14 protein-coding genes are annotated in these 14,429 nt (G+C 68.3%); 6 read left to right on the forward strand and 8 right to left on the reverse strand.

The genetic code is table 11. The features are described 5' to 3' along the window. Nucleotides 1-27 precede the first annotated feature (27 nt). Nucleotides 28-1,494, reverse strand: a complete 1,467-nt coding sequence (locus AU192_RS05355) for an amino acid permease (protein ID WP_064394755.1) — start codon at nt 1,492-1,494, stop codon at nt 28-30. A gap of 54 nt (nt 1,495-1,548) precedes the next feature. On the opposite strand from AU192_RS05355, the gene AU192_RS05360 reads away from it, so the two are divergent. Both AU192_RS05360 and AU192_RS05365 read left to right on the forward strand, forming a co-directional pair. Beyond that, nucleotides 1,549-2,919 carry an FAD-dependent oxidoreductase gene (locus AU192_RS05360; RefSeq protein WP_064394756.1) on the forward strand — a complete coding sequence of 457 codons (1,371 nt, stop codon included), beginning with the start codon at nt 1,549-1,551 and terminating at the stop codon, nt 2,917-2,919. A gap of 43 nt (nt 2,920-2,962) precedes the next feature. Then, nucleotides 2,963-3,913 carry a DUF808 domain-containing protein gene (locus AU192_RS05365; protein WP_064394757.1) on the forward strand — a complete coding sequence of 317 codons (951 nt, stop codon included), beginning with the start codon at nt 2,963-2,965 and terminating at the stop codon, nt 3,911-3,913. A gap of 3 nt (nt 3,914-3,916) precedes the next feature. On the opposite strand, the gene manA is transcribed toward AU192_RS05365, so the two are convergent. The 4 genes from manA to AU192_RS05385 all read right to left on the reverse strand — a co-directional run bounded on the left by manA (nt 3,917) and on the right by AU192_RS05385 (nt 8,138). Beyond that, on the reverse strand, nt 3,917-5,143 hold the full coding sequence (gene manA, locus AU192_RS05370) for a mannose-6-phosphate isomerase, class I (RefSeq protein WP_064394758.1): 1,227 nt from the start codon (nt 5,141-5,143) through the stop codon (nt 3,917-3,919). Between the two features lie 4 nt (nt 5,144-5,147). Beyond that, complete coding sequence (locus tag AU192_RS05375) at nt 5,148-6,257, reverse strand: hypothetical protein (protein WP_064394759.1); 1,110 nt, start codon at nt 6,255-6,257, stop codon at nt 5,148-5,150. Next, entirely contained in the window at nt 6,254-7,651 is a 1,398-nt protein-coding gene (locus tag AU192_RS05380; protein ID WP_064394760.1) for a phosphomannomutase/phosphoglucomutase, read from the reverse strand. The genes AU192_RS05375 and AU192_RS05380 overlap by 4 nt, the downstream gene beginning before the upstream one ends. A gap of 67 nt (nt 7,652-7,718) precedes the next feature. Further along, on the reverse strand, nt 7,719-8,138 hold the full coding sequence (locus AU192_RS05385; RefSeq protein ID WP_064345814.1) for a DUF3499 domain-containing protein: 420 nt from the start codon (nt 8,136-8,138) through the stop codon (nt 7,719-7,721). A gap of 157 nt (nt 8,139-8,295) precedes the next feature. Between AU192_RS05385 and AU192_RS05390 the strand changes: the two genes are divergently transcribed. Next, entirely contained in the window at nt 8,296-8,718 is a 423-nt protein-coding gene (locus tag AU192_RS05390; RefSeq protein WP_064394761.1) for a metallopeptidase family protein, read from the forward strand. 9 nt (nt 8,719-8,727) lie between these two features. Here the strand turns inward: AU192_RS05390 and AU192_RS05395 are convergent, their stop codons facing one another. Beyond that, complete coding sequence (locus AU192_RS05395) at nt 8,728-8,997, reverse strand: WhiB family transcriptional regulator (RefSeq protein ID WP_174523632.1); 270 nt, start codon at nt 8,995-8,997, stop codon at nt 8,728-8,730. 439 nt (nt 8,998-9,436) lie between these two features. On the opposite strand from AU192_RS05395, the gene cofD reads away from it, so the two are divergent. From cofD to AU192_RS05410, 3 genes are read left to right on the forward strand one after another with little or no spacing between them, the layout of a single operon-like run. Then, complete coding sequence (cofD, locus tag AU192_RS05400) at nt 9,437-10,456, forward strand: 2-phospho-L-lactate transferase (RefSeq protein ID WP_064394763.1); 1,020 nt, start codon at nt 9,437-9,439, stop codon at nt 10,454-10,456. Beyond that, on the forward strand, nt 10,453-11,865 hold the full coding sequence (locus tag AU192_RS05405) for a coenzyme F420-0:L-glutamate ligase (RefSeq protein ID WP_082694912.1): 1,413 nt from the start codon (nt 10,453-10,455) through the stop codon (nt 11,863-11,865). The genes cofD and AU192_RS05405 overlap by 4 nt, the downstream gene beginning before the upstream one ends. Beyond that, nucleotides 11,862-12,398 carry an NUDIX hydrolase gene (locus tag AU192_RS05410; protein WP_064394764.1) on the forward strand — a complete coding sequence of 179 codons (537 nt, stop codon included), beginning with the start codon at nt 11,862-11,864 and terminating at the stop codon, nt 12,396-12,398. Before AU192_RS05405 ends, AU192_RS05410 begins: the two co-directional genes overlap by 4 nt. Nucleotides 12,399-12,450: 52 nt before the next feature. Here the strand turns inward: AU192_RS05410 and manB are convergent, their stop codons facing one another. Continuing rightward, entirely contained in the window at nt 12,451-13,527 is a 1,077-nt protein-coding gene (gene manB, locus AU192_RS05415; protein ID WP_064394765.1) for a mannose-1-phosphate guanylyltransferase, read from the reverse strand. Continuing rightward, nucleotides 13,524-14,411, reverse strand: a complete 888-nt coding sequence (locus tag AU192_RS05420) for a glycosyltransferase family 2 protein (RefSeq protein ID WP_064394766.1) — start codon at nt 14,409-14,411, stop codon at nt 13,524-13,526. Before AU192_RS05420 ends, manB begins: the two co-directional genes overlap by 4 nt. Between the last annotated feature and the right edge of the window lie 18 nt (nt 14,412-14,429).

Consider the following 14,429-nt stretch of genomic DNA (forward strand, 5'->3'; position numbering starts at 1 on the left):
GGCGAGCGCTCGCGCAGGTGTGGCGGGCTACGCCGAGAGTGTCTGGCTTTCGCGGCGGCCGAGCACCGAGTGACGACGGCCGTACAGGAAGTAGATGACCACACCGACCGCCATCCAGATCAGGAAACGGATCCACGTCAGCGCGGTGAGGTTCAGCATCAACCACACGCACGCCACGATCGAGGCGATCGGCAACCACGGCACGCCCGGCACCCGGAAGCCACGCTCCAAGTCGGGCCGGGAGCGTCGAAGCACGATCACGCCCGCGGACACCAGCACGAACGCGAACAGCGTCCCGATGTTGACCATCTCCTCGAGCTTGCCGATCGGGAACACCGACGCGGTGATGGCCACCAGCACGCCGACGATCAGCGTGATGCGCACCGGCGTGCCGTGACGTCCGGTCTTGGCCAGCTCACGCGGAATCAAGCCGTCGCGCGACATCGCGAAGAACACCCGCGTCTGGCCGAGCACCAGCACGATCACCACCGTCGTCAGACCCGCGAGCGCACCGATCGAGATCACCTTTGCCGCCCAGTCGATCCCGTTGGCGCTGAACGCCGTTGCGAGGTTGGCCTTCTCCCCCGCCTCGCGCAGTTCGGTGTAGTGCACCATGCCGGTCAACACCAGGGCCACCGCGACGTAGAGCACCGTGACGATCCCGAGCGAGGCCAGGATGCCGCGGGAGACGTCGCGCTGCGGGTTCTTGGTCTCCTCCGCAGTGGTGGCCACGACGTCGAACCCGATGAACGCGAAGAACACGATGGAGGCGCCGGCCAACAAGCCGTACCACCCGTAGCTGCTGCCCTCGGCGCCGGTGATCAGCGAGAGCAGCGACTGGTCGGTGCCCCGTCCGCCTTCCCCGGGTTCGGCCGGCGGCACGAAGGGCGAATAGTTGGCCGCCTTGATGTAAAACGCCCCGACGGCGACCACGAGCAGCACTACGGCCACCTTGATCACGGTGATCGCCAGGCTGACCCCGGCTGAGAGCTTCGTCCCCAAGGCCAGGATGGTGGTGACGAACGCGATGATCAGCAGTGCGCCCCAATCCAATTGCACCACACCGAAATCCGCTGTCCCGCCGCCGAACTCGAACACCTCGCCGAGGTAACTCGACCACCCCTTAGCGACCACCGCCGACGCGACCGCGAACTCGAGAATCAGGTCCCAGCCGATGATCCAGGCGATGAACTCGCCGAACGTCGCGTAGGAGAACGTGTAGGCGCTGCCCGCGACCGGAACCGTGGAGGCGAACTCCGCGTAACACAGCGCGGCCAGCCCGCAGGCGATCGCGGCGAGGACGAACGAGATGGAGATCGCGGGGCCGGTGATGTTACCGGCGGTCGAGGCGGTGATCGTGAAGATGCCCGCCCCGATCACGACGGACACCCCGAACACGGTGAGGTCCCACCAGTTCAGGTCCTTGCGTAACCGGGTGTCGGGGTCATCGGTGTCGGCGATCGACTGCTCCACCGACTTCGTCCGCCGAGCCATCGCACGTCCTCCCGTTGGGTCCGTTCCGGCAATCTACCGAGTACCGTGCACCCAATGGGGCGGAGTTATAAACACGTGGCCGTCATCGGGGGCAGTCTCGCGGGCATGTGCGCGGCCCGGGTCCTCTCGGACGTCAGCGATCGGATCACCATCTACGAACGCGACGACCTACCCGATGATCCCGCCAACCGCGCGGCCGTACCGCAAGGCCGCCACGTGCATCTGCTGATGGCCCGCGGCGCCGCGGAGTTCGAAAGCCACTTCCCCGGCCTGCTCGCCGACATGGTCGCCGACGGGGTGCCGATCCTGGAGAACCGGCCCGACTGCATCCACTTCGGCGCGGCCGGCCACGTGCTCGGCACCGCACACCGGTTGCGCGACGAGTTCACCGCCTACGTGCCCAGCAGGCCGCAACTCGAATGGCAGATCCGCAAGCGGGTGAAGCACATCGACAACGTCGACTTCGTGCACGCCGGCGTCCTCGAACCCGTCTACGACGCCGCGCGGGAGCGGGTGACCGGTGTGCTGCTCGATTCGGGTCAGATCGTCGACGCCGATCTGGTGGTCGACGCCGCCGGCCGAGGCACCCGCCTGCCCGCGTGGCTCGAGAAGTGGGGTTACTCGCGGCCGGCCGAGGAAACGGTCGACGTCGGCATCGCCTACGCCAGCCACCAGTTCCACGTCCCCGAGGGCCTACTGGCCGAGAAGGTGGTGGTCGCAGGCGCTTCGCGAGAACAACCGCTCGGCATCGGCATGCTGTTCTACGAGGACGGCAACTGGAACGTCACAGCCTTCGGTGTGGGCAAGGTGCCGCCGCCACATACCGTCGAGCAGATCCTCGACCTGGCCGACGAGATCCTGCCACCGCACGTGTCGTCCGCGCTGCGCCAGGCCACCCCACTGGGCGAGACGGCGTTTCACCGGTATCCGACGAGTCGGTGGCGCCGCTACGACACCCTGGAACGCTTCCCGGCAGGCATCATCCCGTTCGGCGACGCCGTGGTCAGCTTCAACCCGACATTCGGCCAGGGTATGACGATGACGGCGATCCAGGCCGGCAACCTGCGATCCGTGCTGGCGTCCGGCGATCCGGACGTGGCCGGTCGTCTCGCGAAGGCGACCGCCAAGACGACGTGGCCGGTCTGGGTGATGACGGCCATCGGCGACCTGACGCTGCACAACGCGACCGGCGAAGCCAAGTGGTGGTACAAGCCGGTCGGCGGGCTGTTCGATCAGTTTCTCGGCGCCGCGGAGACCGATCCCGTTCTCGCCGAATGGTTTCTGCGCCGGTTCAGCCTGCTCGACAGCCTCTACATGGTGCCGTCGCCGCGACTGGTGGGCCGCACCATCCGGCACAACCTGCGGCTGTGGCTGGCCGCGAAGCGCGCGGGCAAACAAGCGGTCATGGTGCCTCAATCGGCGTGAACCTCGCGCAAGCGGGTAATTTCGTGGCCATGACGGAGACGCGATGAGCGCGGGACTGTTCGGGCTTCTCGACGACGTCGCGGTGCTGGCACGGTTGGCCGCCGCATCGGTCGACGACATCGGGGCGGCCGCGGGGCGGGCGACCGCCAAGGCGGCGGGCGTCGTCATCGACGACACCGCCGTGACGCCGCAGTACGTTCACGGGCTGGCCGCAGAGCGCGAACTGCCGATCATCAAGCGCATCGCGATCGGCTCCCTGCGCAACAAGCTGCTGTTCATCCTTCCCGCCGCGCTGTTGCTGAGCCAGTTCCTGCCATGGCTGCTGACGCCGCTGCTCATGCTCGGCGCGACGTATCTGTGCTACGAGGGCGCCGAGAAGGTGTGGGGCCGTATCCGGGGCCACGACCACCATGCCGCGCCCGTCGCGGAGGTGGGCGAGGACGCCGAGAAGTACATGGTGACGGGCGCCATCCGCACCGATTTCATCCTGTCGGCGGAGATCATGGTGATCGCGCTGAACGAGGTGGCCGATCAGTCCTTCTGGCCGCGGCTGATCATCCTGATCGTCGTGGCGATCGTGATCACGATCGCGGTGTACGGCGTGGTAGCCGGCATCGTGAAGATGGACGACATCGGGCTACGACTGGCTCAACGCAGTTCGACGTTCGCGCAGAAGATCGGCCGCGGCCTGGTGGCCGGGATGCCGAAACTGCTTGCGGCGCTGTCACTCATCGGCACGGTCGCGATGCTGTGGGTTGGCGGCCACATCCTGCTGCTGGGAACCGAGGAGTTGGGTTGGCACCTGCCGTACGGCTTCGTGCACCACCTCGAGGAGATCGTCCGCGATGCCGTGGGCGGCATCGGCGGCGTGCTGGCGTGGCTGGTGAACACGGCCGCGTCGGCGGTCATCGGCCTGGTGGTCGGCGCGATCGTCGTCGCGGTGGTGCATGTGTTGCCGTTCGGCCGCCGCCCCAAGGAGGACGCGGCGCACTGAGCGTTAGATGCCGACCGTGGCGCGGAAAAGCTTCGTCGGTTCGGTGGCCGCCAGCCGGATCGGCCCCTCGTCGGCGGGAACCCACGCCGCAGATCCCCGGGTCAGCGTGACGGTGCCGCCCTTGGCGTGCACCACCGTCGAACCCTCGGCGCACAGCAACAGCTGCGGACCGTCGTGCCGCGTGGGCGCGTCGATCTCGTAACCGAGCCTCTCGGCGTCGATGTCGAGCACCGACAGCGAAAACTCCTGAGCCGGGGTGCGGTACACCCATTCGATGCCGTCTTCGACGTTTTCGGGCCGGACCACCACGTCTTCGGCGGGCGTGAAGTCGAGCACCCGCAACAACTCGGGGACATCGACGTGCTTGGGCGTCAGCCCACCGCGTAACACGTTGTCGGAGTTGGCCATCACCTCGACACCGACGCCGCTGAGATAGGTGTGCAGGTTACCCGCGGGCAGGTAGATGCCTTCGCCAGGACTCAGGGTGATGCGGTTCAGCAACAGGGACGCCAGCACACCGGCGTCACCGGGATACCGTTCGCCGAGTTCAAGCACCGTCTTCGCCTCGGCCGCGAATTCGTCTCTGCCCGAACACACGTAGTGGATGGCCCCGTCGATCACCGCGGGCACCAGAACATCGAGATCGGGTTGGGGCGCGGTGATCCAGGTCGTGAACAACGCGCGCAGTCCGTCGCCGTCCGGTTGGCCGGAGAGCAGGTTGACGAACGGATCGAGATCGCTGACCTCGAGCGCACGCATCAACTCGATGGTTCGGGGCACCGGCCGGAAACCGGCGAGCGCCTCGAACGGCCGCACGGCCACGATCAATTCGGGCTTGTGGCTGGGGTCGCGGTAGTTGCGGTTGGGCGCCGAGACCGGGATACCGAGCCTGTTCTCCCGTTCATAGCCCTCGACCGCCTGCTCGGCGCTGGGATGCGCCTGCAGCGACAGCGGCTCGTCAGCGGCCAGCACCTTGACCAGAAACGGCAGCGCCTCGCCGAAGCGCGCGCAGACCGCCGCGCCCAACTGCCCCTCGGGATCGTCACGCAGCGCATCCAGCAGCGAAAGCTCACCGGCTTCGGTCTCCAACATGGCAGGGTCACCGGGATGGGCGCCGAACCAGAGCTCGGCTTCGGGATGTGCTGTGGGACTGGGCTTTCCAGTGAACTCGGCAATGTCGGTGCGCGAACCCCAGGCATAGGTCCGCACCGCTCCGCGTAGCAAGTGCACTTGGCTAACCTCGAACTAGTTTCAGGTAGACGGCGGTCATCTCCAAGCGGACGGCGAGCATGGCCAACTGTTGCTCCATGCTGCCCGCCGCCGTCGACGCGTCCGGCACCGCCGCTGCCTCCGGCAGTTCCGGCACGTCCTGGGCGCTGATCACATCGACATCGTCCAGATCCGCGGCCCGGGCGGCGACGATCGGCTGCTCGGCATCGGTGGTGAGCACGAATGTGCGCATCCGCCGGGGAAGCGGACCGTCGATCTGTTCGTCGTGGAACATCGACTGCTCCCGGTCCGCCGCCGACGTGCCCCCCATGCCGCCGCGCAGCACGACGAGCGCATCGGCGAAGCCGGCGGCGGCCACGACCCGATGGGCGACGCGCAACATGGTGGCCGCGCAGTGCCGGGCCAGCGCCAGCGTCGCCGCGCTGTCGCCGGCCAGCACCACTTCGCGCTCCGACATCCGTTCGGCCAGTGTCTTGGCCGGATTGGTGAACAGCTCTCGGTTCGCGCTGTTGCGAAGCGCCTCGGCGTCGAGTTCGTCGGCCATCGCGTCGAGATCGACGTGCATGGTGGGGTCGACGACGTCGAGGGTGGCCAGGCCTGCGGCGAGGTAGCGCACGAACCCGAACTCATCGGGCACCCACACCCTGGGCGACAGCACCGCCGCCCGACCGGCCGCGACGTCGCGCAGCGGCCCTTCATACGGCGCGGCGACCACGATGCGCGCCCCGCGGCGCACTCCGGTGGCGGCCGCGTTCACCAGAGCGGGATCGCCCGGGTCGTCGCCCGCGACGACCAAGACATCCAATGGGCCGATCCACGGCGGCACCTCGGAGGCGACGACGATGGGTGCGGCCACCGATCCGCCCCATGCCGAAGCGAGCAGCGATCCGGCGGTCTCCGCATTGCCGCGACCGGCGACCCAGATCACCGTCCGCGGTGTCCCGTCGGTGCGCAGCGAATCGAGTTCGCCCTCCGCGAGCGCGGCGGCGGTGGCACGCACCTGGGCACCCGCCATCGACGCGGCGCGCAGCTGGCCGTCGCGGTCGGCGCCGAGCAGTGCGTCGACGTCGTCGAGGTCGATGATCGCGGCCGAAGGAGACGGCCCGGTGGTCATGTGACCACCTCGGAGTTGGACGGGAGTCGCCCACGGACGGTGTCGGAGACCTGTCCGACGATCCGGTCGACCTCGTCGGTGGTGCGGGCTTCGACGTTGAGTCGCAGCAGCGGTTCGGTGTTGGACATGCGCAGGTTGAACCAGGTGCCCTCGCCGAGGTCGACGGTCACACCGTCGAGGTGGTCGATGGAGTGGATCCGGTTGCCGAACGCCTTGAGCACCTCGTCGACGCATCGCTCGGCGTCGGTGACGGTGAAGTTGATCTCGCCGGACGCCTCGTAGCGCTGGTAGTCGGCCATGATCTCCGACAGCGGCCGGTCTTGTTCGCCGAGCGCGGCCAACACGTGGAGGGCGGCCAGCATTCCGGAGTCGGCGCCCCAGAAGTCGCGGAAGTAGTAGTGCGCCGAATGTTCTCCGCCGAAGATCGCGCCGGTCTCGGCCATCAGCGCCTTGATATAGGAATGCCCGACGCGGCTGCGAACCGGCGTACCGCCGCGCTCCGTCACCAGTTCGGGCACTGCCCGCGAGGTGATCAGGTTGTGAATCACCGTGGCGCCGATCTCCCTGCCGAGTTCCCGCGCGGCGACCAACGCGGTCACCGCTGACGGCGAGACCGGATGCCCTTTCTCGTCGACGACGAAACACCGGTCGGCGTCTCCGTCGAACGCCAGGCCGATATCGGCGCCGGTCTGCACGACGAAGGCCTGAAGATCGGTCAGGTTCGCCGGATCCAGCGGGTTGGCTTCGTGATTGGGGAACGTGCCGTCGAGTTCGAAGTACAGCGGCGCCAGCGTGATACCCGAGATCGGCCCCAGCACCGCGGGCGTGGTGTGGCCCGCCATGCCGTTGCCCGCGTCGACGGCGACCTTGAGCGGTCGCAGGTCGGCAAGGCTCACCAGCGAGCGCAGGAACTCGCCGTAGTCGGCCAACACGTCGCGGTCGTTGATCGTGCCGTGCGCACCGTCGTAGCCGGGGACGCCGGCGATGACCTCTTCGGCGATGGTCGACAGGCCGGTGTCCTTGCCCACGGGTTTGGCGCCGGCGCGACAGAGCTTGATGCCGTTGTAGGCGGCCGGGTTGTGGCTCGCGGTGAACATCGCGCCGGGGCAGTCCATAAGGCCCGACGCGAAGTACAGCTGGTCTGTCGAGGCGAGTCCGATCCTCACCACGTCGAGGCCCTGGGCGGTCACGCCATCGGCGAACGCGTCCGCAAGTGCGGGTGAGCTGGCCCGCATGTCGTAGCCGACGACGACCTGCGAGGCGCTGTCTCGGACGAGGCGGGCGAAGGCGCCGCCCACGTCGGCGACGAACGACTCGTCGAGTTCCGTACCGACCAGGCCGCGCACGTCATAAGCCTTGATGACGCGATGAACCGCCGCGGCGGGCCGGGACATTAGGACTCCTTGTGACACGGACTACTACTGGCGCCAGCCTAACGGTCCGGACAGACGTGCACGTCGGCTAGTCGGTGGGGTCCGGCAGCACCCGCAGATGGCCTCGGCGGCGGCCGTTGGACTCGGGTCGCCTGGCAGGCGGCGCCATCAGCGAGCCGCCGGGTGCACCGGTGACGGGGTCGGAGAACCCCGTCGCCATCCGGTTGATCGGCGGAGCGACGTCGCGCCCCTCTCGGACCGCATCGGCCAGCGCGACGAGGTCGTCTTCGTCCGGATGTGAGGGCAGCGGGCCGGCGTGCCGCACCAGTTCCCAGCCGCGGGGCGCGGTGACGCGGCCGGCGTGCACGACGCACAGATCCCATGAATGCGGTTCGGCCACCGTCGCGAGGGGGCCGACGACCGCCGTGGAGTCGGCGTAGACGAATGTCAGCGTCGCGACCGCATAGTGCGGACACCCGGGCCGGCAGCAGCGACGGGGAACGTTCACAGCGGAAGGCTATCGTGGCCGCACTCCGCATGCCGCCGGACACGCGCAGCCTGCCGACGGCCGATCTCGAACCGTTACGATCCAGTTCATCGCGCACGAAAGGAGCACCCAAGCGGTGGCCAAGCGTGGACACATGCGCGCGCGCCGGGGTCGCGGGATGCGCGGGCCCTTACTCCCCCCGACCGTGCCGGGCTGGCGCAGTCGCGCCGAGAGGTTCGACATGGCGGTGCTGGAGGCCTACGAGCCGATCGAGCGGCGTTGGCAGGACCGGCTGGCGACACTGGACGTCGCGGTGGACGAGATACCACGCATTGCGCCCAAGGATCCCGACAGTGTGCAGTGGCCGCCGGAAGTGATCGCCGACGGGCCGATCGCGCTGGCCCGGCTGATCCCGGCGGGCGTGGACGTCAGGGGGAACGCCACACGCGCGCGAATTGTGCTGTTTCGCAAACCAATCGAGCGGCGGGCCAAGGATTCAGTCGAGCTCGAGGAGCTGCTGCATGAAATCCTGGTGGCTCAGGTCGCCACATATCTGGGCGTCGAGCCTTCCGTCATCGACCCGACGATCGACGACGACTGATCTCGCGGCTCAGATGATTCCGCGCTTGAGGCGGCGACGCTCGCGCTCGGACAGGCCGCCCCAGATACCGAAGCGCTCGTCATGCGCCAACGCGTAATCCAGGCAGGCGTCGCGCACCTCGCAGCCCTGGCAGATGCGCTTGGCTTCGCGCGTCGAGCCGCCCTTCTCCGGAAAGAACGCCTCGGGGTCGGTTTGGGCGCACAGCGCCTTCTCCTGCCAGAGTTCGTCCTCCGGTGTCAGTGCCGGCGCCACCTCGATCGGGTCGGGCACCAAACTCAGTTGGGGACGCCGGGGCGTCTCAACCGGTGCCGGTTCCGAATGGGCGTGCGGCGCGCTGTCTACTGAGCCGAAGACTCGGCTGTCGAACCGAACCAGACGATCGAAATCGCCGTACTCAAAAGACATCTTCCGCCTCCTCACCTGGTCTCGTTGATCCCCTATAAGTGGCCCGCAGAGATGCGGAACACTTCCAATTCGAACAAGTGATCGAATCTCGGTCTGCGGCACCGGAACCGGATGGCCTACCGGGAAATGACACTGCTGTGATTACACACGCGTCAGTCGCCCTGGTCAAGCTCTAGAACAGGAATTCATACCATTCCGTGATCGAAATACGGCGAGTCGTGACCTCGGCGTGTCCATCACACTCCCGCCCACCGGCCCGGGCCGCCGCTCCTGCCCGTACCGAATTCGGTTGGACGGCCTACGCTCGGTCGATGTGAAGGTCACCGTACTGGTCGGCGGCGTCGGCGGCGCCCGCTTCCTGCTTGGCGTGCAACATCTGTTGGGGCTTGGGCAGTTTGGTGGCGCCAAAGGTACTGCTGGGACTGATGATACTGCTGAGCACGAATTGACTGCAGTGGTCAATGTGGGTGACGACGCGTGGATGTTCGGCGTGCGGATCTGTCCGGACCTCGACACCTGCATGTACACCCTCGGCGGAGGTATCGATCCCGAACGCGGCTGGGGACATCGCAACGAAACCTGGCATGCCAAGGAGGAACTCGCGGCCTACGGCGTGCAGCCCGACTGGTTCGGCCTCGGAGACCGGGACCTGGCGACACATCTCGTGCGCAGCCAGATGTTGCGCGCGGGCTATCCGCTGTCGCAGGTGACCGAGGCGCTATGTGCGCGATGGGCCCCCGGGGCAAGGCTGCTGCCCGCCAGTGACGACCGCAGCGAAACCCACGTCGTCATTACCGATCCCGGACCCGGCGAGTACGCAGGCGAGAAACGTGCCATCCACTTTCAGGAGTGGTGGGTGCGATACCGGGCGAAAGTACCAACGCACAGCTTCGCTTTCGTCGGCGCCGAAAAGGCCACTGCCGGACCCGGCGTCGCCGAGGCCATCGAAGCCGCCGACGTCGTGCTCATCGCGCCGTCCAACCCGGTGGTGAGCATCGGCGCGATCCTGGCCGTACCCGGTATCCGCGGCGCGCTGCGTTCCACACCGGCGCCGGTCATCGGCTACTCCCCGATCATCGGCGGAAAGCCGTTGCGCGGCATGGCCGATGAATGCCTGTCGGTGATCGGCGTGCCGAGCACGTCCGAAGCCGTGGGCAAACACTACGGCGCGCGCTCCGGTGTCGGCATCCTCGACGGCTGGTTGGTGCACGAGGGAGACGGCGCGGCGATCGACGGTGTCGACGTGCGTGCGGTGCCACTGCTCATGACCGACCCCGAGGTCACCGCCGAGATGGTTCGCGCCGGAATGGATTTGGCAGGCGTGAAGCCATGAGCGGCGGCGACCCCGGCTCAACGGCGCCCCCGAGCGGCGACCCCGGCTCAACGGCGCCGCCGAGCGGCGACCATGGCTCGGCCGCCGCGGTGGAGCTGCTGCCCATTGCGGGGTTGCCCGAGTTCCGCCCCGGCGACGACCTTGCCTCGGCGATCGCCGAGGCCGCGCCGTGGCTGCGTGACGACGACATCGTCGTGGTCACCAGCAAGGTGATGTCGAAGTGCGAGGGCCGCATCGTCGATGCGCCGATCGACCCCGAGGAGCGCGACGTGCTGCGACGCAGGCTCATCGACGCCGAGGCGGTCCGCGTGCTGGCGCGCAAGGGCCGCACGCTGATCACCGAGAACGCGATCGGCCTGGTTCAGGCCGCAGCTGGTGTCGACGGCTCCAACGTCGACTCCGCCGAACTCGCGCTGCTGCCAACCGATCCCGACGCCAGCGCCGCGGCACTGGCGTCCGCGCTGCGCGAGCGGCTCGGCGTGACGGTCGGCGTCGTCGTCACCGACACCATGGGCCGGGCCTGGCGCAACGGGCAGACCGACGTGGCGATCGGCGCGGCCGGCGTGACCGTGCTGCACGGTTACGGCGGTTCGGTCGACCGGCACGGCAACGAACTGATCGTCACCGAGATCGCGGTGGCCGACGAGATCGCCGCGGCAGCGGATCTGGTGAAGGGCAAGCTGACCGACATCCCGGTCGCGGTGGTGCGCGGGTTACGGCTGCCCGACGACGGTTCCACCGCGCGCCGGCTGGTGCGGGCGGGCGAGGAGGACCTGTTCTGGCTCGGCACCGAGGAGGCCATCGCGCTCGGCAGGAGTCAGGCGCAGCTGCTGCGCCGATCGGTGCGGCAGTTCACGGCCGAGCCCGTAGATCCGGAGCTGGTGGAATCCGCTGTCGCCGAGGCCCTCACGGCGCCGGCGCCGCATCACACCCGACCGGTGCGGTTCGTGTGGTTACAGGATCCCGCCCGACGGAAGGTCCTGCTGGATCGGATGAAGGACAAGTGGCGCGCCGACCTCACCGCCGACGGGCGTGCCGCCGACGCCGTCGAGCGTCGCGTCGAACGCGGCCGGATCCTCTATGACGCACCGGAGGTCGTCATCCCGTTTTTGGACCCCGACGGCGCGCACGACTATCCGGACACCGACCGCACGGCCGCTGAGCACACGATGTTCACCGTCGCGGTCGGCGCGGCGGTGCAGGCGCTTCTGGTGGCGTTGGCGGTGCGGGGTGTCGGGAGCTGCTGGATCGGGTCGACGATCTTCACCCCCGACATCGTCCGTCAGGAGCTCGACCTGCCCGAGGACTGGGAACCGTTGGGCGCGATCGCGATCGGCTACGCGCAGGACGGGCCGCCGTCCGGCCCGCGGCCTCCCGTGCCGACCGACGGACTGCTGGTGCGCAAGTGAGCCTGCACGCATCGGCGGTGGAGGTGCTGAGCCGTTGGCGTGCACCGAATCCCGCACAGGACACCCTGCGGCACGCGGTGTTGGCGTTCTTGGCGGCCCGACCCGACGGTTGCCTGCGCGAATGCGTCGCGGGCCACGTCACCGGGTCGGCCCTCGTGCTCGACCACACCGGGACCCACGCACTGCTGACACTGCACCCCCGGTTCGGGCGATGGCTGCAACTCGGCGGGCATTGCGAGCCAACCGATTCCGATGTCGTGACGGCCGCACTGCGAGAGGCCACCGAGGAATCCGGCATCGGTGGTCTCACGATCGACCCGACCATGGCCGCGCTGCACGTCCACCCCGTCACGTGCTCGCTGGGGGTGCCGACGCGTCACCTCGACATGCAGTTCATCGTCCACGCGCCCGCCGACGCCGAAATCGCCATCAGCAACGAGTCTTTGGACCTGCGGTGGTGGCCGCTGGACGCGCTGCCCGAGGATTGCGATTTCGGTCTCACACAGTTGGCGGCGGCCGCCCGCGCCAGGTGATTTCGGTGTCATCCGTTGCGCTCAGCGCAACCAACGACACCGAAATCGCGGGCTAGACGTCGGTCGAGAACCGGATCCCGCCGTCGGGAATCGTCACCCCCGGCCACACCCGTGCACCGCGCAACAGCTCGCAGCGGGCACCGATGTCGGCGCCGTCGCCGATCACACCGTCGCGGATCAGCGCGCGCGGGCCGATGCGGGCACCGAACCCGACGATCGAGCGTTCGATCACCGCGCCGGCGCCCACCCGCGCGCCGTCGAAGATGACCGCGCCGTCCAACCGTGCGCCCCCGGCGATCTCGGCGCCGCGACCGACCACCGCGCCACCAATCAACAGCGCCCCTGGTGCGACGCTGGCGCCGTCGTGCACCAGCTTTTCCCCGCGGTGCCCGCCGAGCGCAGGCGACGGCGCGATACCGCGTACCAGATCCGCCGACCCCCGTACGAAGTCCTCCGGTGTGCCCATGTCGCGCCAGTAGGTGGAATCGACGTAGCCGCACACCCGGAGCCCGTCGGAAAGCAGGCCCGGGAACACCTCGCGTTCGACCGAAAGCGCCCGACCCTTGGGTATGCGCTCGATCACCTCGCGCTTGAACACGTAGCAGCCGGCGTTGATCTGATCGGTCGGCGGGTCCTGCGTCTTCTCGAGGAAGGCGGTCACCATGCCGTCGGAATCGGTTGGCACGCAACCGAACGCCCGAGGGTCACCGACACGCACCAGGTGCAGCGTCACGTCGGCGGCGTTGTCCTCATGCGAGTCCAGCAGCGCGCGAAGGTCGGCACCCGACAACACGTCGCCGTTGAACACCAGCGCGGTGTCGTGGCGCAGCTTCCCCGTGACGTTGGCGATGCCGCCGCCGGTGCCCAGCGGTTCGGTCTCGACGACGTATTCGATCTGCAGGCCGAATTTGGATCCGTCGCCGAACTCGGACTCGAACACCGCGGCCTTGTACGACGTGCCCAGCACGACATGCTCGATACCGGCCTCGGCGATGCGCGACAACAGGTGCGTCAGAAACGGCAAGCCGGCCGTCGGCAGCATCGGCTTGGGCGCGGACAGGGTCAGCGGCCGCAGCCGGGTGCCCAAGCCACCGACGAGGATGACGGCGTCGACGTGTGCGGGATTCACTTGCGCCGTCCTTTCGCCCGGTTGCGTCGTGAGTTGCGGACCACCAGGCCCGCACGTGCGGCGAGCGAGCTTCGGATCGTCCACCGCAGCGGACCCTGCCACCACCTGGGGTATCGATCCGCGAGGAAAGTGTAGGTGCTGGTGTGATGGGCGGCCAAGTTGCGCGCGGGGTCCTTGCCGGTCGCGTGACCCTTGTCGTGCAAAACCTCGGCGGCCGGCACATACACGTTCTGCCAGCCCGCCCGCGAGAGTCGATCACCGAGGTCGACGTCCTCCATGTACATGAAGTAGCGCTCGTCGAAGCCCGAGATCTCCTCGAACGCGGACCGGCGCAGCAACAGACACGATCCCGACAGCCAGCCGACGGCGCGTTCGCTGGGCTCCCGGCGCTCCTGGCGGTATTCGGCGGTCCACGGGTTGGACTTCCAGAACGGCCCCACGACGGCGTGCATCCCGCCGCGCACGAGGCTGGGCTGGTGCCGCGCCGACGGGTACACCGAACCGTCCGGGTCGCGGATCAGCGGGCCGAGCGAACCCGCGTGCGGCCAGCGGGCAGCGGCCTCCAGCAGGATGTCGATGCTGCGCGGACCCCACTGCACGTCGGGGTTGGCCACGATGAAGAAGTCGTTGTTGTCCGACTCCGTCAGGTACTCCGCGACCGCGCGGTTCACCGCGCTGCCGTATCCGAGATTGCCGCCGGTGGGCAGCAATCGGACGTTGGGATAGCGTGCGAGCGCCTCTTCGGGTGCGCCGTCGGTCGAGCCGTTGTCGGCCATCACCACTGTCACCGGCCGGTCGGTGGCGTGCGACAGCGTCGCCAGGAACCGGTTGAGGTGTGGACCCGGCGAGTACGTCACAGTGACGACCACCAACTCGTCACTCATGTGCCACCCGTTCCGAAC

The organism is Mycobacterium lehmannii (assembly GCF_001499925.1).
GTDB lineage: Bacteria > Actinomycetota > Actinomycetes > Mycobacteriales > Mycobacteriaceae > Mycobacterium > Mycobacterium lehmannii.